General features: G+C 64.6%; 24 protein-coding genes and 1 pseudogene. 18 read left to right on the top strand and 7 right to left on the bottom strand.

All coding sequences use genetic code 11. The annotated features are described in order from the left end of the window. The first annotated feature begins 16 nt into the window (after positions 1 to 16). Entirely contained in the window at positions 17 to 433 is a 417-nt protein-coding gene (locus CKW46_RS25825; protein WP_117437871.1) for a hypothetical protein, read from the top strand. A gap of 26 nt (positions 434 to 459) precedes the next feature. Here the strand turns inward: CKW46_RS25825 and CKW46_RS25820 are convergent, their stop codons facing one another. Together CKW46_RS25820 and CKW46_RS25815 are read right to left on the bottom strand one after the other, a co-directional pair. Then, positions 460 to 750 carry an Mtp family mycobacterial-type pilin gene (locus CKW46_RS25820; protein WP_020726573.1) on the bottom strand — a complete coding sequence of 97 codons (291 nt, stop codon included), beginning with the start codon at positions 748 to 750 and terminating at the stop codon, positions 460 to 462. Positions 751 to 949: 199 nt separating this feature from the next. Continuing rightward, positions 950 to 1468: a TetR/AcrR family transcriptional regulator gene (locus CKW46_RS25815; RefSeq protein WP_223161309.1), complete on the bottom strand. Its 519-nt coding sequence runs from the start codon at positions 1466 to 1468 to the stop codon at positions 950 to 952. A 150-nt stretch (positions 1469 to 1618) separates the two neighbouring features. On the opposite strand from CKW46_RS25815, the gene CKW46_RS25810 reads away from it, so the two are divergent. Genes CKW46_RS25810 through CKW46_RS25795 form a run of 4 tightly spaced genes read left to right on the top strand, consistent with a single transcriptional unit; the run spans position 1619 to position 4091 of the window. Then, positions 1619 to 2380, top strand: coding sequence for a hypothetical protein (locus CKW46_RS25810; RefSeq protein ID WP_117437869.1), 762 nt, complete (start codon positions 1619 to 1621; stop codon positions 2378 to 2380). Next, positions 2368 to 3189 carry a hypothetical protein gene (locus CKW46_RS25805; protein WP_015357138.1) on the top strand — a complete coding sequence of 274 codons (822 nt, stop codon included), beginning with the start codon at positions 2368 to 2370 and terminating at the stop codon, positions 3187 to 3189. Before CKW46_RS25810 ends, CKW46_RS25805 begins: the two co-directional genes overlap by 13 nt. Before the next feature lie 2 nt (positions 3190 to 3191). Then, a complete protein-coding gene (locus CKW46_RS25800; RefSeq protein WP_015357137.1) occupies positions 3192 to 3797 on the top strand; it encodes a cytochrome c oxidase subunit 3 in 606 nt (201 codons plus the stop codon). 3 nt (positions 3798 to 3800) lie between these two features. Next, positions 3801 to 4091, top strand: a complete 291-nt coding sequence (locus CKW46_RS25795; protein WP_015357136.1) for a cytochrome C oxidase subunit IV family protein — start codon at positions 3801 to 3803, stop codon at positions 4089 to 4091. Positions 4092 to 4109: 18 nt separating this feature from the next. Here the strand turns inward: CKW46_RS25795 and CKW46_RS25790 are convergent, their stop codons facing one another. After that, a complete protein-coding gene (locus CKW46_RS25790) occupies positions 4110 to 5384 on the bottom strand; it encodes a cytochrome P450 (protein WP_482052563.1) in 1275 nt (424 codons plus the stop codon). Between the two features lie 162 nt (positions 5385 to 5546). On the opposite strand from CKW46_RS25790, the gene CKW46_RS25785 reads away from it, so the two are divergent. Then, positions 5547 to 6131: a TetR/AcrR family transcriptional regulator gene (locus CKW46_RS25785; RefSeq protein WP_015357134.1), complete on the top strand. Its 585-nt coding sequence runs from the start codon at positions 5547 to 5549 to the stop codon at positions 6129 to 6131. A 2-nt stretch (positions 6132 to 6133) separates the two neighbouring features. On the opposite strand, the gene CKW46_RS25780 is transcribed toward CKW46_RS25785, so the two are convergent. Both CKW46_RS25780 and CKW46_RS25775 read right to left on the bottom strand, forming a co-directional pair. Beyond that, positions 6134 to 6565 (bottom strand): Rv2576c family protein, encoded by a 432-nt coding sequence (locus CKW46_RS25780; protein ID WP_015357133.1) that lies wholly within the window; start codon positions 6563 to 6565, stop codon positions 6134 to 6136. Further along, positions 6562 to 7326 (bottom strand): enoyl-CoA hydratase/isomerase family protein, encoded by a 765-nt coding sequence (locus CKW46_RS25775; protein ID WP_015357132.1) that lies wholly within the window; start codon positions 7324 to 7326, stop codon positions 6562 to 6564. Before CKW46_RS25775 ends, CKW46_RS25780 begins: the two co-directional genes overlap by 4 nt. 143 nt (positions 7327 to 7469) lie before the next feature. On the opposite strand from CKW46_RS25775, the gene CKW46_RS25770 reads away from it, so the two are divergent. From CKW46_RS25770 to CKW46_RS25740, 7 genes and pseudogenes are all read left to right on the top strand, one after another. Continuing rightward, a complete protein-coding gene (locus tag CKW46_RS25770; protein ID WP_015357131.1) occupies positions 7470 to 7892 on the top strand; it encodes a lipoprotein LpqH in 423 nt (140 codons plus the stop codon). A 93-nt stretch (positions 7893 to 7985) separates the two neighbouring features. Then, complete coding sequence (locus CKW46_RS25765) at positions 7986 to 9167, top strand: amidohydrolase family protein (RefSeq protein WP_482052562.1); 1182 nt, start codon at positions 7986 to 7988, stop codon at positions 9165 to 9167. 23 nt (positions 9168 to 9190) lie between these two features. After that, positions 9191 to 10604, top strand: a pseudogene (locus CKW46_RS25760) (FadD3 family acyl-CoA ligase). 273 nt (positions 10605 to 10877) lie between these two features. Further along, the gene (locus tag CKW46_RS25755; protein WP_482052561.1) at positions 10878 to 11861 is read left to right on the top strand and encodes an Rv1363c family protein; all 984 of its coding nucleotides are present in this window, start codon (positions 10878 to 10880) and stop codon (positions 11859 to 11861) included. Next, positions 11858 to 12439, top strand: coding sequence for a hypothetical protein (locus tag CKW46_RS25750; RefSeq protein WP_015357127.1), 582 nt, complete (start codon positions 11858 to 11860; stop codon positions 12437 to 12439). The genes CKW46_RS25755 and CKW46_RS25750 overlap by 4 nt, the downstream gene beginning before the upstream one ends. Before the next feature lie 51 nt (positions 12440 to 12490). After that, entirely contained in the window at positions 12491 to 13120 is a 630-nt protein-coding gene (locus CKW46_RS25745; protein WP_482052560.1) for a fatty-acid--CoA ligase, read from the top strand. Positions 13121 to 13133: 13 nt separating this feature from the next. Beyond that, positions 13134 to 13319: a (2Fe-2S)-binding protein gene (locus tag CKW46_RS25740; protein WP_011738661.1), complete on the top strand. Its 186-nt coding sequence runs from the start codon at positions 13134 to 13136 to the stop codon at positions 13317 to 13319. A gap of 14 nt (positions 13320 to 13333) precedes the next feature. On the opposite strand, the gene CKW46_RS25735 is transcribed toward CKW46_RS25740, so the two are convergent. Next, positions 13334 to 15034: an alpha-keto acid decarboxylase family protein gene (locus tag CKW46_RS25735; protein ID WP_015357125.1), complete on the bottom strand. Its 1701-nt coding sequence runs from the start codon at positions 15032 to 15034 to the stop codon at positions 13334 to 13336. A 63-nt stretch (positions 15035 to 15097) separates the two neighbouring features. Here CKW46_RS25735 and CKW46_RS25730 point away from each other — a divergent pair, with 63 nt between their 5' ends. From CKW46_RS25730 to CKW46_RS25715, 4 genes are read left to right on the top strand one after another with little or no spacing between them, the layout of a single operon-like run. After that, positions 15098 to 15538: an SRPBCC family protein gene (locus tag CKW46_RS25730; protein ID WP_011738659.1), complete on the top strand. Its 441-nt coding sequence runs from the start codon at positions 15098 to 15100 to the stop codon at positions 15536 to 15538. 9 nt (positions 15539 to 15547) lie between these two features. Further along, on the top strand, positions 15548 to 16627 hold the full coding sequence (locus tag CKW46_RS25725) for a CaiB/BaiF CoA transferase family protein (RefSeq protein ID WP_015357124.1): 1080 nt from the start codon (positions 15548 to 15550) through the stop codon (positions 16625 to 16627). Between the two features lie 58 nt (positions 16628 to 16685). Beyond that, positions 16686 to 17141, top strand: coding sequence for an SRPBCC family protein (locus CKW46_RS25720; protein WP_081435805.1), 456 nt, complete (start codon positions 16686 to 16688; stop codon positions 17139 to 17141). Positions 17142 to 17187: 46 nt separating this feature from the next. Then, positions 17188 to 17628, top strand: a complete 441-nt coding sequence (locus CKW46_RS25715; protein ID WP_036450535.1) for an SRPBCC family protein — start codon at positions 17188 to 17190, stop codon at positions 17626 to 17628. On the opposite strand, the gene CKW46_RS25710 is transcribed toward CKW46_RS25715, so the two are convergent. Next, positions 17625 to 18821, bottom strand: a complete 1197-nt coding sequence (locus CKW46_RS25710; RefSeq protein ID WP_482052559.1) for a pyridoxal phosphate-dependent aminotransferase — start codon at positions 18819 to 18821, stop codon at positions 17625 to 17627. The genes CKW46_RS25715 and CKW46_RS25710 overlap by 4 nt on opposite strands. A 204-nt stretch (positions 18822 to 19025) precedes the next feature. Between CKW46_RS25710 and CKW46_RS25705 the strand changes: the two genes are divergently transcribed. After that, positions 19026 to 20237, top strand: coding sequence for an acetyl-CoA C-acetyltransferase (locus CKW46_RS25705; RefSeq protein WP_020729571.1), 1212 nt, complete (start codon positions 19026 to 19028; stop codon positions 20235 to 20237). Positions 20238 to 20241: the final 4 nt, after the last annotated feature.

Below are 20241 nucleotides of genomic sequence, written 5' to 3'. Positions count from 1 at the left end.
GTGGCAAAGTGATTTTGTGCGATTCATTGTGGCATCGGTCGCCGCAGTGCTGGGTTCAGCAATGTGGGCGGGCCTGCCGGTGGCGCCGTTGGCCGTCGCCGAGCCGAGCACGTGCGACTACCCGGATTGCACACCAGGTATTAGGCCGCACGTTGTGCTCGGTGCGCCGTGTGACAGCACCACCTACTACGTATTCGGGACTGCCGACTATTACGTGTCGTTCGCCACACAGCCGGGGCGGCTGATGTTTTGCGGCTCGCCCAGAAGATATGAGCCCTGGTGGTTCCGGTCGCCGCCAATGGCCGGCATCAAGGACGAGAACTCCTCGTGTACCGATTTCCCGGAGTATTACGTTGCGCAAGCGCCAGATGGGCTGTTCCTGGTGTGTGTTGCCCACGACGGCAGACAAGCCTGGGAGCGCGGCGACACCTAATCCGTGCGAGCGGTGCACGGCCGAAGCTAGGGCAGCATGTTCGGGATCTCGGGCCAATCTTGGAAGGGGCTCGGCCCGAAGTAGTCGCGGTCGTGCAGCGTGCCGTCCATGTCGCGGTGATGAGCGTCATGGCAAGTGGTGGGATCCCATTGCGGTCCCCAGGCCGGGTCGAACGGCTGGCCCGGACACCAGTGGTATCCCACAAACGGCCAGGGCGGATCGTCCGCGTGGGCCCTGGCTGCAGCGCCCACACCGATGAGCCCGAACCCGGTGAGCACCATGGTCGTCGCGGCGACCGACCGAGCGACTTTGCTCATGGTGGAAACGTTACCGGAAAAGGCGTTCCCGTTGGGGGCCGTTGTCGGTTGACTCCGGTTGATGACCGGGACTAGCTGGATTCGAATTCACCTGTAGCGCTGTGGTGTAGGTGATTTGGGGCGGCAGTGGGACTCATCACCCCGGGGCGCTGCTGGGTAACGGGGACGGTGAGGGGGACGGCGATCCGTAGGGCGCGGACTAGCCTTCGCCGGTATCCATCAGCCGACTTGTGATGCGCCGTAGCTGGGTACGCAGCGTCGCGTCGTCGACATCGGCGACCAACGGGTGCAACACGCCGACGGCTATGGCGCCGGACAACATGGCCGCCAGCACGCGGGTGTCTTGGCCCGCATCGCCAATCAGGACGCCATAGAGCCGCTCGATGAACCGCTGAAACGGCTGTTGCTCGGCCAGCAGCCGGACGATGACCGGATCGAACTGCAGGGTGCTGGCGGCGCCGCGACGCTCGACGGCCAGCTCGATGACGCGATCCAGCAGCAACTCACGCGCCTGGGAAGGATGGTCGTGCGCCTCGGCGGCTTCCAAGGTCTCTTCCAAGCCGCCGAGTTCGCGTTCGGTGAGCGCGATGACGATCTGTTCCTTCGTCTTGAACTGGTGATAGACGGCCGCCTTGGTGACGCCGACGGCGTCGGCGATCATTTGCAGCGAGGTCCCGCCCACGCCGTGCTCGGCGATCAAGCCCAGCGCGGCGTCCAATATGCGCACCTGCGCGGCGCTGCGTGTGATGACACGAAACTGGTTGCGGGACTGGGAGGACACCACACCGGGAGCCTAGCCGATCGGCTATTGACCGAAAATAGCCGATCGGCTAGTTTCGCTGACTAGCGGGCCGGGAAGGAGTCACCGGTGGGCGAGGTCGGCGAAAGCCAGGTAGATGCGCGGGGGGTGCGCAGACGCACCGACGGCGAGCTGATTCTGTTGTGGACCTTGCCCGCCGCGTCGGTCATCTGGGTGGCCGCGTTCCTCTTGTTTCCGGGGTTCCTCCCACCCATGTCGCCGATGATGCCCGCGGAGCGGGTGGCCGCGTTCTACCGCGATCCGGCGAACCTGCCACGCATCCGCTACAGCATGATCCTGTTCAACTGGTTCGGCGTCTGCCTCATCCCGATCCTGATCCTGCTCGTGTTGCAGATCCGCAGGATGGCTCATCGCACGCCGATCTTCTCCTACTGCATGCTCGGCTGCGTGGCCGGCGGCCCAACACTTTTCCTCATCGCCAACGTCTGTTGGCTGCTGGCCGCCTTTCGTCCGGAACGGGAACCGCAGCTGACGCAGCTGCTCAACGATTTTGCCTGGATCACCTTCACCACCGTGGTCCCTTTCCTCATCGGACAGAGCGTGATCCTGGCCCTGGCGATCTACTTCGATGACCCCGCGCATCCGGTGTTGGGGCGCTGGGTGGCGCATTTCAACATCGTTGTCGCGGCCGCGCTGACCCCGGCGGCATTCGTTGGGCTGGCATTGACCGGTCCGCTGGCGTGGGACGGGGCGTTGTCGTTCTGGCTGAAGAACATTGCCATCGTGGTGTGGATCGTGGTGTGGATCGTGGTGATGGGCGTGGTGTTGGGCCGGTGCCTCTACCGGGAACAAGCGCAATGCCGGCAGTGAGGGTGTCAACCGGTGACCGGCTGGGGGCGCCAGCCGGGGGTCCCGCGGGGCCACTGCCACGCCGGATCGTCTGGCAGTGTCGGCACAACCCGAAGCGCGAGCTGTGGCTGGCCTGGGGGACACTGGTTGTCTTCTACAACATCTTTTTCGTGGTGTTCTTCCTCGTCACCCGAACCCAGCCGCCGCCGGATCCCGGGTGGGATGACTCCCGGGTCGCGCAGTGGTTCCAGGACAACCACTTTGGGATCCTGGCCGGGTTTGCCGTGATGTTCGTCATCACCGCCATGACGACGATGAGCAACGCCCTGATCGCCTATTCGATGCGCCGGATGTCCATCAGCCGGGCGTTCGCGTATTCCTACCTGATCCTGTACTCGCTCAGCGCGATCCCGGGCATGCTGCTGATGTGCATCGCGCTGACGGTCGCAGCGATGCGCCCCGGCCGTGACCCGAGGCTGACCCACTGGATCTACGACTTCGCCTTCCTGTCGTTCGTCGGCACCATGGGCGTGTTCCTGATCGGCTCGCTGGTGTGGATGCTGGCGATTCTCATCGACCGCAACCGGGTGTTCCCAAAGTGGTTCGGATATCTCAACCTGTGCAACGCACTCACCGAGATCGTCGTGTCGCCGGCGTGGATCTTCCGCGGCGGCGTATTGGCGTGGAACGGTCAGATCGCCTGGTGGCTCGACATGGTGGTATTCGGCATCTATACCGGGGTTTTCATCGTTCTGCTGAGGCGGATGATCCAGCGTGAGGACTTCGGCACCGGGCTGCTGCCGGATCTCCCGGTGCGAGAGCCGGCGTAGCGATGACCGAGTTTTCCGGTACCGGCACGCGGCAGGATGCGGACAGGCAACCCACGTTCGTGCCGGGCCAGCCCGACATGTGGGCGTTTGTACTGTTCGAAACGCTGTTATTCACGGCGTATTTCGGGTTCTACCTGTTCTATCGGGGGCGAAGTCCTGAACTGTTCTCGAGCGCCCAGGCGCAGCTGGACCTGCGCATCGGCACCTTCAACACCCTGGTGTTGTTGCTCAGTTCGTGGTCGGTAGCGCGATGCGTTCAGGCGGCTCGGGCCGGCGCATACCGACGGGGGTTGCGGGACGCCTTGCTCACGGCGTGTCTCGGTCTGGTGTTCATGGTGTCCAAGGTGGCCGAGTGGGCCAAAGCGGCCCCGCTGGGAAACGGACTGGCCGGTAGCGATTTCTTCACGTACTATTACTTTCTCACTGGAATCCACTTAGTCCACCTATTGATCGGCTTCGTAGTCCTGGGCATCATCGTGTTTGAACTACGTGGTCCGGCAACGAGATCGCGGCGAACCCAGGAGCTGGTGGAAACCTGTGCCACCTACTGGCACACCGTGGACTACCTCTGGGTGCTCATTTTTGCGCTGCTGTACGTGGTGAGGTGATCGGTGGGGCAGAAATTCAATACCAGGCTGTTGGTCGTCTGGGTGATTCTGGCGTCGCTCACGCTGACCTATCTGTGGATGGACCGCTACATCGACCCCGGATCGCCAAGTCCCAGCAGGGTGCTCACGGCAAGCGTGATCGTGATCGCCCTTGTCAAGGTGCGCATCATTTTTCGGGAGTTCATGGAGGTGCGTCAGGCCCCGAAACTGCTGCGCCGGCTAACCGACGCGTGGGTGATTCTGATCGGCATCAGCCTGTTCGGGAGCTACGCCGTAGGGCTGGCGCTCGGGTAGCCCGGACGGAATCGAGCGCTAGCCCGCGGGAGTGAAAGTGATGTGGAGTTCGGTGAGTCCACGCAGTATGTAGGTCGGCTCGTAGGTATACCGACGGTCGTCGGCGGGGCCGTGCCGGTCTTCGTTGATGGCGATGTCGTGCATCCGGTCCAGAATGCGCTCCAGCGAGACGCGACCCTCCACGCGTGCCAGTGGCCCTCCCGGGCAGGAGTGCACTCCGCGGGCGAAAGCCATGTGCTCGCGAACATTCGGGCGATCCAAACGAAATTCATGGGGGTCCTCGAACCGGCGTGGGTCGCGGTTGGCAGCGCCGGGCAATACCATCACGACGGTGCCGCTTGCGATATCTAGCCCACCCACTGTGGTTCTCTTGCGAGCCAGCCGGGAGTCGCTCTTGACGGGGCTATCTATCCGCAGTGATTCCTCGATGAAGTTTGTTATGAGGCTGCGGTTTTCGTGTAGCTGGCGCTGGATGTCCGGCCGGTCGCCGAGTACGCGCATGGCGGCGCTCAGCAGCTTGGCGGTGGTTTCCTGACCGGCCGCGAACAGGAAGGTGGCCCATCGAACCACGCCGATGATCTCCGGCGTCGAACCGTCCGGGTAGGTCGCGGTGGCCAACGCTGTCAATACGTCGTTGCGCGGTTGGCGCCGCCGGTCCTCGATGTAGGCACTGAACTTGTCGTCGAGCCACTGCAGTGGGTTGACGCCCACCGATTCATGGTCGAGTGCGCCGACTCGACCCATCCGGTCGGCGCCCAGCACAACACGGAAGTCCTTGCGGTCGTCCTCGGGTACGCCGAGCAGGTCGGCGATCACCAAAGTGGCAAAGGGCTTGGCGTATTCACTGATGAACTCGCATTCGCCGGCGCCGAGAAACTCATCAAGCTGGCGATCGGCCAGCCTCCACATGAACTCCTCGTTCTGTTTGAGCCGGCTGGGGGTCAGTAGCCGGCTCAGAATCGACCGCGCCCGACTGTGCTCCGGTGGGTCCATGGTGACCATGTGCTCGTACATCGGAAACTGTTCGCGATGGGCGTCGATCTGGACGTTGACGTCGTCACCGTTGGGTGTGAAGGGCAGCGGCGGGAACGGGCCACCGAGCGCGACGCAGTTGGAAAAGGAGTCGGTGTCCTTGTATACCGCGGTCGCCTCCTCGTAACCGGTGACCGCGACGACGCCGTACTGAGGTAGCCGCAGTACCGGGCTTTGGCGTCGCAGGTAGTCGAAGTAGGGATGTGGGTCCGGGATCAGGGACGGGTCAGTGAAGAAGTCGATGGATTCGTAGCTGCTCATTGCGTGCGTGCCTCCCATGGCCGGCTGGCGCCGCCGGAGAATCCCATTTCCGCTGCGCTGAGCACCTGCTTAGCATGGCGGTAATGTCACGGTCAAGGGTGCGCGCGGCGATACGATCGTGGCGAGCCGTCCGGTTTCTTGTGGAGAGTACGGAGCAAAGGCATGACATCGGCCCGTCGGATCGGGGCGCCTGACGCGAAGAATCGTGGCGTGCTCCTCGACACGGCCGAACAACTCATGATCGAAGAGGGCTACGCGGCGGTGACGTCGCGCCGGGTGGCGAGTGAGGCCGGACTCAAGCCCCAGCTGGTGCACTATTACTTCCGCACGATGGAGGAGCTGTTCCTCGAGCTGTTCCGCCGCCGCGCCGAAGCGGGTCTGCGTGCGCAGGCCCAAGCGCTGCAGTCACCGAAACCGCTGTGGGCGTTGTGGAGACTGGGCAGCGATCCGGCTTTTGCGCGTATTTCGATGGAGTTCATGGCCTTGGCCAATCACCGCAAGGCGTTGCGGGCCGAAATCGCCCACTACGCGGAGCGGTTCCGTGATGAACAGCGACGGGTGATCACCGCGGCACTGCAGCGCTACGGCGTGGACAGCCAGGATGTTCCGCCGGTGGTGTGGACGGTTCTGATGGCCAGCCTGTCGCGCTTTCTGGTGCTGGAGAAGGCACTTGGCATGTCTGGTGGTCACGCCGAAACGATCGAGTTGGTGGAAAGCTACCTGCGCCGGTTAGAGGGCGAGCCCTAGGTTCACCAGATTCGTAGCGAACAGAGGACGCCGCGGGGTCCGTCTTTGGACACCTTGACCACCCCGTCCACCGCCAGGTCGCAGTGAAACTGCGGCGTGCCCTGTTGCCTGCCGGTGCTCGCGGTGACCACCGCCCATTGGTCGGGGTTGGCCAGCATGACCTGCATGGTCCACGGCTTCCCTGGTGCGATATCGGCCTGGATGTTCGGGGTGAACTGATAGTTGTTGTGGCTGTAGTCGGAGAAGGCTGCGGGGTCTTGGTCCCCGTAATAGATGTCGGCGTAGATGGGGCTCTTGGCGGAGACGGTGTAGGTGACCTGATGCATGGGCGGGTCGTCCGCGTATGACTTGGGCGCGCCGGCAAGTGCACCAGTCATGGTTGCAATCGCGGCGACCGTAACCGATCGCAGGACCGGTTGCCTGTTGCTGGTCATGTCGCTCCTTCGGCTCCCGGTCCACGGTTGGGGGTACGGTTCATCACCCGCTCTGCGGCTTGCCAGTGCGCATCCTCAACCCATAGCCGGGCAAAGGACGCTATCGCCTCATCTGGTGAAGTTCCGTTGATTACGCGTTTGACCTCGGCCGCCGGACGCCGTGCCAGCGATCTGGCCAGCGACCGCCAGCCGCCGTCGGTCGAGTCGAAGGACGCACGCGGGAACACCAGATCCACCAAGCCAATTCGCTCGGCCTCAACGGCATCGAGTGCAATCCCACTGCCCGCCAACAGCAGCGCCTTGCTCTTGCCGACCACCGCGGCCAACCGCTCGGCGCCGCCCCACGCCGGCATGATCTCCAGCAGCACCTGATTGAAGGCGATCTTGATATCGTCGGCGGCCACCCGGATATCGGCCGCGACGGCGACCTCGGCTCCACCCCCGAATGCGTGTCCGTTGAGGGCGGCGATCACCGGTGCCGGAAACGTGGCGATCTGATCGCAGATGGACCGCATCCGCTTCGCCATTGCCGAGGCGTCTTCCAGGGTGCGCAGCGCGCTCAATTCCTTGAGGTCGCCGCCGGAGACGAAAGCTCGATCGCCGGCGCCCTTGATCACCAGGGCCTGTGCTCCCGCTGCCGCGTCGAGTGCATCCTGCAGCTGTGCCATGGTCTCCAAACCGATGGCATTGCGTGCGTGGGGGCGATCGATGGTCAGTACGGCTAGCCCGGTGTCGAGCTCATCAAATTCCAAGTCCACCATGTGGTCAATGCTCCTGAACGCGCCATCAAAGAACAAAATCAGTGCTCGGATAACTGCCCGCCGGTATAGGCATACTCTTCAACGGAGAATAGCATCATCGCTGCAGGTCCAGAAGGCGCGTCGCGCGGAATCGAGGTGGCCGGGTGCGCAATCCGATCAAGCTGGCGTTCGTGTGTCTGCTCGCGTCAGCCGGTCTGACCGGCTGCGGCTCGTCGTCGGGCTCGCAGCTGGCCAGCACGGCGTCGATGACCGTCAACGGCGCCGACGTGCAGCCACGCGTGGTGCGGTGCACCCAGATCGAGTGGTACCGGACCATCCAGATCGGAGACCAAGCCTCCGGGGTCAGGGTCCTGATCGACCAGGGGGCGTGGCCGATGATCGCGAAGTCGGTTCGCATCACCAATCTGGGGGGCTTCACCGGGATGTACGCCCAGGGCGACGGCGGCGACGCGGGCCTGCACTTCAGCGATGGCCGATTCACCATCACCGGGAACGCCGACGGGTACAACACGGACAAGCCCGCCGAGCCCACGACGGCCGCATTTCGGATCAGCGTCAACTGCTGACCGGGCGCAATTGCGGGTAGCACGCGCAGTGACGCCCGTTGCGGCCGCCAAGATATGAGAATAGTATTCTCCTGAATCGCGAAGGAGAATTCCATGTCATCGGCTGCTCTGTCATATCCGCTCTTCGACGCGGACAACCACCTCTACGAAACCGAGGAGTCGCTGACCAAGTACCTGCCCAAGCAGTACCGGGGCGTGATCCAGTACGTCCAGGTCAACGGGCGCACGAAGATCGCCATACGCGGCCAGATAAGCGATTACATCCCCAACCTCACCTTCGAGGTGGTGGCCAGGCCCGGGGCGATGGAGGAGTACTTCCGGATCGGCAACCCGGATGGGAAGAGCCGGCGGGAGATCTTCGGCGAGCCGATGCGCTCGATTCCGGCGTTCCGCGAACCCGGCCCGCGGTTGGAGCTGATGAACGAACTGGGCGTCGACCGATCGTTGATGTTCCCCACCCTGGCCAGCCTCATCGAGGAGCGGATGCGCGACGATCCGCTGCTCATCCACATAGTGGTGCACGCACTCAACGAATGGCTGCACGAGGAATGGGGCTTTCGCTACCAGGACCGGATCTTCACCGTGCCGGTGGTCAGCCTGCCGATCGTGGAGAAGGCCATCGAAGAACTGGACTGGGTGGTCGAGCGGGGTGCCCGCGCGGTCTTGGTGCGCCCGGCTCCGGTGCCCGGATATCGCGGCCCGCGGTCGTTTGCGTTGCCGGAGTTCGATCCGTTCTGGCACCGCTGCGTCGAGCACGACGTGCTGGTCGCCATGCATTCCTCGGACTCCGGGTACGCCCGCTACACCGCCGAGTGGGATGGCGGCGACAAGGAGATGCTGCCCTTCCAGACCAATGCGTTCTCCATGCTCAACGAGTGGCGCCCGGTCCAAGACGCCGTCGCGTCGTGGGTGATTCACGGCGCGTTGTACCGCGTTCCGCGGCTCAAGGTCGCGGTCATCGAGGCTGGCTCCAAATGGCTGTTCCCGTTGCTCGATCAGCTGGCTGATGTTTACAAGAAGACTCCGGAAAGCTTCCCCGGCGGCGACCCGGTCGAAGAGATCAAGAACCGCATCCACATCAGCCCGTTCTACGAGGACGGCATCGCGGATCTGATCAAGCTGATCGGTAGCGACCGGGTGCTCTACGGCTCGGACTATCCGCACCCGGAGGGGCTCGCGCAACCCCGGCACTACGCCGACGCGCTGCAGGACCTCAGCGTCGATGACCAGGCAAAGATCATGGGAGGCAACCTCGCTCGGCTGATGTCGGTGTGAACGAATGGCAGACCATCCCCGAGATGGTCTTGAGCGCGGGTGAGCGTTTCGGCGATGCGGAAGCCATCGTCGACGGGTCGTTGCGGATCACCTTCACCGAGCTGACCGATCGGGTGCGCCGCGCCGCAGGTGCGTTCGCGGCGATGGGCATCGACAGGGGGGACCGCGTTGCCGTCTGGGCGCCCAATTCGGCCGAGTGGATCATCGCCGCCTTCGGGCTGCTGACCGCTGGAGCGGTGCTGGTCCCGGTCAACACGCGCTTCAAGACGGACGAGGCCGCCGACATCATCCGGCGCAGCGGGGCCAGGGCGGTGCTTTTCGAAAAAAGGATTCTTGGGAATGGATTTCACCGTTCCAGACGGCATCCCGGCGATCGATCTGCGCTCCGGCTTCCTGGAGTGCGGCAAGCCGTTCGAGCGTGCGGTCAGTGGATCCGACATCGCGGACATCGTCTACACATCGGGTACCACCGGGCGGCCCAAGGGCGTGATGATGGATCACGCGCAAACATTGCGCCACTACGCCCATTGGTGTGATCGCGCGGATCTGCGCACCGGCGACCGCTACCTGATCGTCAACCCGTTCTTCCACATCTTCGGGTACAAGGCCGGCTGCATCGCGTCGCTGATCAGGGGCGCCACCATCATTCCGGTACGTGTCTTCGTCCTCGACAACGTGCTGGAATTGATTGAACACGAGCGAATTACGATGCTTCCTGGGCCTCCGACGCTGTACCACTCGCTACTGTCCGCTCGAGGTCGGCGGGACCTGTCGTCACTGCGGGCGGGGGTGACCGGCGCCGCGGATATCCCGGTGGAACTGATTCGGCGGGTGCGCACCGAGTTGCCGTTCCAGACCATCATGACCGGCTACGGCCTTACCGAGGCCGGAACGGTCACCCTGTCCAAGCCGGAGGATTCGTTCGAGGACATCGCCACCACCGCGGGTCTCGCGTGCGACGGCATCGAGCTGGCGACCGCCGACGACGGCGAGATCTTGGTGCGCGGATACAACGTCATGAAGGGCTACCTCGACGATCCGGTTGCCACCGCCGAAGCCATCGACGGCGAGGGCTGGCTACATACCGGAGACCTCGGCACCATCGACGAAACCGGCCGGCTGCGCGTGGTCGGCCGCAAGAAGGACATGTTCATCGTCGGCGGCTTCAATGCCTACCCGGCCGAGATCGAGGGCTTTCTGATGGAGCACGAGGCGGTCGCACAGGTGGCCGTCATCGGCGTTCCCGACGAGCGGCTCGGACAGGTCGGTAAGGCGTTCGTGGTTCGCCAGAGCGGCAAAAGTGCGCTCAGCGCTGAGGATTTGCTGGGTTGGTGCCGGGAACGGATGGCGGGATTCAAGGTCCCGCGTTCGGTGCGCTTTGTCGATGCGTTGCCGCTGAATGCGACCGGAAAGGTGGTCAAGGACCTGCTCCGCTAGGGCGTGGCTTCGCGATATGCTGCGCGTCGAGAAGCATATTTCCGCAAGTAAAAGCTACTTTTGTCTTTGGTGTAGCTTTGGACTAGGAGCCGCCTTGGGGGGCCAAACGACAACGTGGCTCTCCAAGGTTCGTCGAGACGAGGGGTCGATGCCGCGAGATGTGAAGTTGCGCAGCAGCGGAATCCGTCGTTGCGCGCCGGCGGTATCGAATCCGGGGGCCGGGCTCGACTCTGCCGATGACCGATTCGGGGTGGCGCAGTTGCGCATCCAGCGATGCACACAGCGCTGCTGTCGGCCGGGTGTGGTGTGAGCACCGGCATCGGAAACGGCGCGGCTGATCCGAGATCCGCCCCGGTGGACGAGGACGAAATCGGCGGCACCGCTGCCGAAATGCGGGCGTTGGCCGACGAGGCTGAGGCCGAAGCCGCAGAAGCGGAGGCCCTGGCGGCCGCCGCCGGTGCCCGTGCGCGCGCCCTGCAACTAAGACGTCGCGCCGAACGCGCCGAGGCCGCAGCGGAAGTTGACGCTGCTTGTGAAGCCACCCATGAAGGCGCGGCGGATGGGCAGGCGACCGCTTCGCGCAACGGTGCCGAAGAGCCGACTGGGAATTCGGCCGATGTCCTCGAGTCCGACGACGTCGCCGAAACCGAAGAGCTGCGCGCCGATGACGACGAGCCGGTAGCCGCCGGCTCGGCCAAGGCCGATGAGTCCGAGGCCGACGAGCTTGCCGATGAGTCCGAGCGGTCACGGCGAGGTCTGCTGAGGCGCCCCAAACTGTCCACCCTCACCGCTGCGCTCGCCGTGCTCGTCATTCTCGCCGCGCTGGCCGGCAGCGCGTACATGGTGCTGCAGCATCGCGATGCGACCCGGCAGCGTGAACGAGTGGCCGAATTCGCCGCAGCGGCCAGGCAGGGCGTTATCACCCTGACATCGCTGGACTTCCAGGACGCCAAGCAGGGGATAGGGCGCATCCTCGACAACTCCACCGGCTCGTTCAAAGACGAACTCCTCAAGTCCTCCGACGACTTCATCCAGGTGGTGCAACAGGCGCAGGTGGTCGAGCAGGGAACGGTCCAAGCCGTCGCCGTCGACAGGAACTCCATGACCGATGACTCGGCGGTGGTGCTGGTCGCCTCGACATCGGAAGTCACCAATGCCGCCGGGGCCAAGAAGGATCCCCGCAAGTACCGGCTGATCGTGATCATCACCCGAGACGGTGATCAGCTCAAGATGTCGAAAGTCGAGTTTGTGCCGTGACCGCAGAGCAGACCTCGGGCGAACAACAGAAGCCTGACGAGGATCCGGGGCCGGAGCCGCTCGAGCGCCGTCGGGCCTGGTTGCACAAGCTGACGCCGGGCAAAGTCGTCGTTGCCGTGGTGGGGCTGCTGGTGGCGGCCGCACTGGGGTTGCTGGCGGCGCTGTTCGTGTTCTCCTACCGGCCAGATCGCGAAGTCGATGCCCAGGCCGCCGGGGCCGCCGTCTCGGCCGCCAGCGACGGGGCGATCGCCATCCTGTCCTATTCTCCGGACACCCTCGACCGCGATTTCTCCTCGGCCAGGTCGCACCTCACCGGCGAATTCTTGTCCTACTACGACCAATTCACGCAGCAGATCGTCGCACCGGCGGCCAAGCGGAAGTCGGTGAGGACCAGTGCGGTGGTGCTTCGCGCCGCCATTTCCGAGTTGCACCCGGACTCGGCGGTGGTACTGCTGTTCGTCAACCAAACCACCCAGAGTGCAGATCGTCCCGAACCGGCATTGACTTCCAGCAGCGTCCTGGTCAAGCTGACGAAAGCTAATGGAAAATGGCTTATCTCATCGTTTGATCCGGTCTAGGTTAGGTCTGGAACCGGTGTAGGGGATGCTGCTGGTGACGGGAACTCGGCGATGACGAACGACATCCACTCGATGGTGATCGCATCGGACTATCGCGTGCCCGATCCAACCAGGGTGTGGCCGCTGCTGGAACGCAACAAGTCCGCGCTCGCCGATATCGGTGCACACCACGTTCTCGTGTACGCCTCAACACATGACTACGGCCGCGTCCTGGTGATGATCGGGGTGCACAGCCGCGAGCCCGTCGTCGAGCTACTTCGTTCGCGGGTCTTCTTCGACTGGTTCGACGCGGTAGGCGTCGACGACATTCCGGCGGTCTTTGCCGGTGAGATCGTGGACAGGTTTGTCGTCGGGGCGTCGGGGTCCGGGGCAGCGGCGGCCCCGGGAGTCGTGGTGGCCGCGATCGCCTCGGTCGACGACGTGGCGACGCTGATCGCCGAAGTCGCCCCGGCGATGGAGCGCTTTGTTGCCGCCGGTATCCGAAAGACCTGGGTCTTTCAGGCTTTCGACGACAGCCACGAAGTGCTGATCCTGCAGGAGTTTCCCGACGAGCAGCGGGCCCGCGAGTGGATCGATCACCCCGACGCCGCGGCCCAATGGCTTCGGGGTGCCGGGATAGGCGCATACCCACCGCTGTTCGTGGGCCGGCTCTCCGAGATGATGCGGATCGCTCCGCAGTGAGTTGATCGCCGCAATGTTCGTGTGCCTGTGCAACGGCGTCACCAGTCAGATGGTGGCCGATGCCGTTGTCGCCGGCGCCACGACTACCCGGGAGGTCGCGCGAGCCTGCGGAGCGGGCGCGGACTGTGGGCGCTGCCGTCGCACCGTTCGGGCGATCATCGCCTCGTCAAGTGGCGATCGGGCGGCCCACCCGGCCTAACCTGTCGGTGCTCGTCAGCTGCGTCCGCCGCACTCGGGCGGTGATAGCGATCCGACGAGTTCGTCGAGCAGCGGTGGAACGTCGAGCCGAGGCAATACCGCCTCGACGACGACCATGCGGTCCCGCTGCTCGGCGGCCGCGGTGAGTGCATCGTCGAGCTCGCCGTAGTTTTCGGCCCGCATCGCCAGGTGGTTGGTGACTCCCAGCGCACCGGGGACATCGGTCCATCTCCAGCTGACAATGTCGTTGTACGTAGCGGTCTCGCCGTGAATCGCCCGTTCGACGGTGTAGCCGTCATTGTTGACCACCACGATGACCGGCGACAGGCCCTCCCGGGAGAAAATCCCGAGTTCCTGCACGGTCAACTGTGCGGCCCCGTCGCCGATCAATAGCACCGTCCGGCGATCGGGATGGGCCACCGCCGCTCCCAGCGCCGCGGGCAGCGTGTAACCGATTGAGCCCCAGAGGGGTTGACCGATGAAGGTGACGCCCTGCGGCAATCGGTGGTCGGCCATGCCGTAGAACGACGTGCCCTGATCTGCCAGCACCACGTTGCCCGGTGTCAGGGCTTCGCAGAGCCGGTTCCACAGCATCTCTTGGTTGAGTGGCTCGTCGCGCCCCGGGGTGGGCGGGCCCGGCTCGGCCGGGGGTACCGCCACCGGGGGAGAGCTGATCCCGCGCTTGGTCAGGATTGTGGCCACGGCCTGCAGCGCGGCGCCCATCTCCAGTGGTGCGAACACCTGGTCCGCCACGCTGCTTTGGTACTGCCCGATATCGATGGTGCGGGCCGGGTCAATCCGCTGGCTGAAGAATCCGCTCACCATGTCGGTGAATACCACCCCGGCTGTGACCAGCACGGGCGCCTGCTCGATGGCCTTGCGCACCGGTTCGGCGCTGGCGGCCCCGGCGTAGATGCCGAGGAAGTTGGCTGAACTCTCGTCTAGCAGGCTCTTTCCCCACATCAAGGTCGCGTGGGGTACCACGTCGGCGGACAGCAATGCCTCTAGCTCCTTGATCGCTTGCAGGCGATGGACCAACAGGTCGGCCAGGACGGTCAGCTGGTGGTCACCGATCAGGTCGGCGGCAGCGCGGGTGAACAGCGACAGCGCGCGTGGGCTGGTTCCGCCGGCCAGCGGAGGCAACGGGGCGCCGGGCGGTTCGGTGGGGAACCGCGCCACGTCGGTGGACAGTAGTAGGTACCCGGGCCGTTTTTGCTCGCGCACCTCGCAGAGCACTCGGTCGATCTCCCGGCATGCCGTCGCTGGCATGAGATTGGCTTGCGCGCAGGTGATTTCGCGGCTGATTCGGAAGAAGTGCTCGAAGTCGCCATCGCCGAGCGAGTGGTGCAACGCCCGGCGGGCGCCCTGGGCGTCCTTGGAGGGTCCGCCCACGATGTGCACCACCGGTACGTGTTCGGCGTAGCTGCCCGCGATGGCGTTGGTCGCGGAAAGCTCGCCGACTCCGAAAGTCGTTACCACCGACGACATTCCACGTAGCCGTCCGTATCCGTCGGCGGCGTAGCCGGCGTTGAGCTCATTGGCGCTGCCCACCCAGCGGATGATCGGATGGGCGACGATGTGGTCCAGGAATTCCAGGTTGTAGTCGCCGGGAACCCCGAAGATCTCCGAGACACCGAGTTCGGCCAGACGGTCGAGCAGGTAGTCGCCGACGGTGTAGACGGGGTCAGTGGCGGCATCATTTTCGAGCAGGGTCACGACGACGACGCTACGCCGTTGAAACTATTCCGGTTGGGCCGCCGCTTCGCTATCGTGCGGGCCATGGCAATCAAAGAAACCCGCGACATCGTCATCGAAGCCAGCCCCCAGGAGATCTTGGACGTCATTGCTGACTTCGAAGCGATGCCCGAATGGTCTTCGCCGCATCAGAGCGCCGAAATTTTCGAGACCGGAGCCGATGGTCGGCCCAGCCAGGTGAAGATGAAGGTCAAGACCGCGGGTATCACCGACGAGCAAGTGGTGGCCTACAGCTGGGGCGACAACAAGGTGAACTGGTCGCTCGTCAGTTCGGGCCAGCAGCGTTCCCAGGAGGGGAGCTACCTCTTGACGCCGGAGGGCGACAAGACCCGGGTAAAGCTCGAGCTGGCCGTCGACGCGGTGGTGCCGCTGCCGGGATTCGTGCTCAAGCGTGCGGTGAAGGGCACGGTGGAGTCCGGCCTCGATGAGCTGCGCAAGCAGGTGCTGAAGGTGAAGAAGGGCTGAGTAGCCACGGTGGCGGGTGGGGGACCCCTGGCGGGGGTGAAGGTCATCGAGTTGGGGGGCATCGGCCCCGGCCCACATGCCGGGATGGTGCTCGCCGACCTGGGTGCTGACGTGGTGCGGGTGCGCCGGCCCGGGGGTCTGCAGATGCCGGCCGAGGACCGCGATCTGCTGCATCGCGGAAAACGGATCGTCGACCTGGACGTCAAAAGCCAGCCGCAGGCCTTGTTGGAGTTGGCCGCCAAGGCCGACGTGCTGCTGGATTGTTTTCGGCCGGGCACCTGTGAACGCCTGGGAATCGGGCCCGATGACTGCGCCGCGGTAAACCCGCGATTGATCTTCGCGCGCATCACCGGCTGGGGGCAGGACGGCCCGCTGGCGCCGACGGCCGGCCACGACATCAACTATCTGTCGCAGACCGGTGCGTTGTCGGCGCTGGGCTATCGGGACCGGCCACCCACGCCCCCGCTGAATCTGGTTGCCGACTTCGGCGGCGGTTCGATGCTGGTGCTGCTTGGCATCATGGCCGCGCTCTACGAGCGGGAGCGGTCGGGCAAGGGGCAGGTCATCGACGCCGCGATGGTCGACGGGGTCAGCGTGCTGGCTCAGATGATGTGGACCATGAAGGGAATTGGCAGTCTGCGCGACGAGCGCGAGTCCTTTCTCCTTGATGGGGGTGCCCCGTTCTACCGCTGTTACGAGACTTCTGATGGCAAACACATGGCAGTGGGGGCCATCGAGCCGCAATTCTTCGCGGCGTTGCTGGCCGGACTTGGTCTGTCGGCCGCCGAGGTGCCGTCTCAGCTCGACATCGCCGCCTACCCCAAGATGCGCGAAATGTTTTCGGAGCGGTTCGCCAGCCGAACCCGTGACGAATGGGCCGCGGTCTTCGCCGGCACCGACGCATGCGTGACCCCGGTGCTGACGTGGAGTGAAGCGGCAGCTAGTGATCATCTGCGGGCGCGCTCGACGGTGATTTCCGCGCACGGCGTGGAGCAGGCCGCGCCGGCGCCGCGGTTCTCCCGAACGCCGGCCGGGCCGGTGGGGCCACCGCCCGCCACGACCACGCCGATCGGCGAAATCAACTGGTAACTAGTTATTTGCACCGAACCCGGTTCGTGGCCCGGGCAGCGTTGCTAGCTTGAACTTGGTGGCCGTAAAAGCAGCGCGGGAATTCGTTATTGATGCGCCCCCGGAAGTGGTCATGGAGGCGCTGACAGACGTCGGCGTCTTGGTCTCCTGGTCACCCCTGCACAAGAGTGTGGAAGTCATCGACTACTACCCGGATGGCCGTCCGCATCACGTGAAGGCCACCATCAAGATTCTCGGGCTCGTGGACAAAGAGATCCTGGAGTACCACTGGGGCCCGGATTGGGTGTGCTGGGACGCGGATCAGACCTTCCAGCAGCGCGGTCAGCACGTCGAGTACACGGTCCGGCCCGAGGGACTCGACAAATCGCGGGTGCGGTTTGACATCACCGTCGAACCGTCAGGGCCGATCCCGGGATTCATCGTCAAGCGGGCTAGCGAGCACGTGCTCGACGCCGCGGCGAAGGGGCTCAGTGAGCTGGTCGCCAATCGCGACGCAACGGATCAGGCCAAGTAGCTTCGTCTCACCTGAAACCTAGATTTTGGTTGCTAGTTTGGTGGCAGTGGCCATACAAGCGTCGGGTGAGATCGTCATTGATGCGCCCCCTGAGGTGATCATGGAGGCGCTAGCCGACATGGGCGCGGTGCCGTCGTGGTCGGTGGTGCACAAGCGTGTCGAGGTCGTTGACCATTATCCGGACGGCCGACCTCACCACGTGCGGGTCACCATCAAGGTCACCGGGATCGCCGACACCGAACTGCTCGAATATCACTGGGGGCCGGACTGGATGGTCTGGGATGCCCAGAGGACCGTCCAGCAACACGGTCAGCACGGCGAGTACAACCTGCGCCGCGAAGCGGACAACAAGACGCGAGTGCGCTTCAGCATCACGGTGGAACCCTCAGCTCCGCTACCCGAGTTCTGGGTTAATCGTGCGCGCCGAAAGATCCTGCACTCCGCGCTGGAGGGATTGCGCAAGCGTGTGATGGGTACGGCTGACTAGGCCGCGTCACGCAGTGCGGCCAGCCGCTTGATCGCCTCGTCCAGGGTGTCTTCGCGTTTGCAGAAGGTAAAGCGCACCAAATGATTCCAGATATCGGCTTGGGTTGAAGCATGCTCGGCCACCGGATCGCAGAAGGCCGACATCGGGATGGCGGCAACCCCCACCCTCTCGGGCAGCGCGGCGCAAAACGCCGTGCTGTCGTCGTAGCCGAGCGGCCGCGGGTCGGCGCACAAGAAGTAGGTGCCGTGGCTGTCGTGTACCCCGAATCCGATCTCACTCAGGCCCGCGGCCAGCCGATCGCGTCTGGCCTGTAACGAAGTCCGCAGCGCTACGACCCAGGCATCCTCGGAATCCAGTGCCAGCGCCACCGCGGGCTGCAGCGGCGCCCCGCCGACATAGCTCATGTAATGCTTTGCCGCGCGCACCCCGGCGATGAGTTCTTTTGGGCCGCAAGCCCATCCGATCTTCCATCCGGTGCAGTTGAACATCTTGGCCGCGCTCGAGATCGTGACCGTGCGCTGCGCCATCCCGTCAAACCCGGCCAGGGGCAGGTGTTGGTGCCCGGTTGGCGAGGTGAACACCAGATGCTCGTACACCTCATCGGTGATCACCAATAGGTCTGCGGCCACCGCAATCTCTGCTATTGCCGCGAGCTCGGCACGGCTGAGCACCGCGCCGGTGGGATTGTGCGGGGAGTTGACGATCAGTGCGCGGGTCTTGGGTGTCACGGCGCGTCGCAGCGCATCGGCATCCAGCGCGAAGCCGCGGCCGTCGGGTACCAGCGGCACGGCAACTCGCTTCGCGCCGGCCATTGCTATCACCGGTGCATAGGAGTCATAGAACGGTTCGATCAACAGCACTTCCGAGCCGGGTTCGACCAGTCCCCGGACCGCGGCCGCGATGGCCTCGGTGGCGCCGACCGTGACCAGCACCTCGGTATCCGGGTCGTATTCGACACCGAAGCGTCGTCGACGCTGGGCGGCGATGGCCTGGCGCAGGGCCGGGATGCCCATTCCCGGCGGATACTGGTTGGCGCCCGCGGCGATGGCCTCTTGGGCGGCCTTCAACATCGCCGGCGGTCCGTCCTCGTCGGGAAAGCCTTGGCCAAGATTGACCGCACCAATGCGCGCGGCCAATGCCGACATTTCGGCGAACACCGTCGTCGCGTAGGGCTGTAGCCGCGACACCGTCATGTCGGTCGAGCCTAGCCCGAGCGGCGATGCGCGCCGTCGCGCGGCGTGGGGCGCACGCTGCCGCGGGCGGTGATCAGCGGCGCGGACCGCTCCAGCAACCTCGGCCCAACCAACAGGTTGGCCGAGGCCCCTGTTAGTGTGCCTGTACTGGACCCCGTCTTGATGACGGATCTGAACCCCAATTTTTGTGAACAGGAAGTCGACATGTCCGAAGAAGCCTTCATTTATGAGGCCATCCGCACGCCGCGTGGCAAGCAAAAGAACGGATCGCTAAACGAGGTCAAGCCGATAAGCCTGGTCGTTGGCCTGATCGAGGAGCTGCGCAAGCGCAACCCTGACCTCGACGAGAACCTGATCAGCGACGTCATCCTGGGCTGCGTGTCGCCCGTCGGTGACCAGGGCGGCGACATCGCCCGCGCCGCGGTGCTGGCCTCCGGGATGCCGGTCACCTCCGGTGGCGTGCAGCTCAACCGGTTCTGCGCATCGGGTCTGGAAGCGGTGAACATGGCCGCCCAGAAGGTGCGTTCCGGCTGGGATGACCTGGTGCTGGCCGGTGGTGTGGAGTCGATGAGCCGGGTGCCGATGGGTGCCGACGGCGGCGCCATGGGGCTTGACCCGGTCACCAACTACGACGTCATGTTTGTTCCGCAGGGCATCGGCGCCGACCTGATTGCCACCATCGAGGGCTTCTCCCGCGACGACGTCGACGCCTATGCGCTGCGTAGCCAGGAGAAGGCCGCCGAGGCGTGGTCGGGCGGCTACTTCGCCAAGTCCGTGGTGCCGGTCCGCGACCAAAACGGTCTGCTGATCCTCGACCACGATGAGCACATGCGGCCCGAGACCACCAAGGAAGGCCTGGGCAAGCTCAAGTCGGCCTTCGAGGGCCTGGCGGCGATGGGCGGTTTCGACGACGTCGCGCTGCAGAAGTACCACTGGGTGGAAAAGATCAACCACGTGCACACCGGCGGCAACAGCTCCGGCATCGTCGATGGCGCCGCGATCGTGATGGTCGGCAGCGAAAAGGCGGGGGCAGCGATCAACGCGACCCCGCGCGCCCGCATCGTCGCCACCGCGACCAGTGGCGCCGACCCGGTCATCATGCTGACCGGCCCGACCCCTGCCGCCCGCAAGGTGCTCGACCGCGCCGGCCTGACGGTTGATGACATCGATCTGTTCGAGCTGAACGAGGCGTTCGCGTCGGTGGTGCTGAAGTTCCAGAAGGACCTCAACATCCCCGACGAGAAGCTCAACGTCAACGGTGGGGCCATCGCGATGGGTCACCCGCTGGGGGCGACCGGCGCGATGATCCTGGGCACCATGGTCGACGAGCTGGAGCGCCGCAACGCCCGGCGCGCATTGGTCACGCTTTGTATTGGTGGCGGCATGGGTGTCGCGACGATCATCGAGAGGGTTTAAGTAA

Origin of the sequence: Mycobacterium liflandii, from assembly GCF_022354805.1 — a bacterium.
Lineage (GTDB): Bacteria > Actinomycetota > Actinomycetes > Mycobacteriales > Mycobacteriaceae > Mycobacterium > Mycobacterium marinum.
Note: the sequence above shows the minus strand (reverse complement) of the source record. Positions and strands in the feature narration are given on the sequence as shown.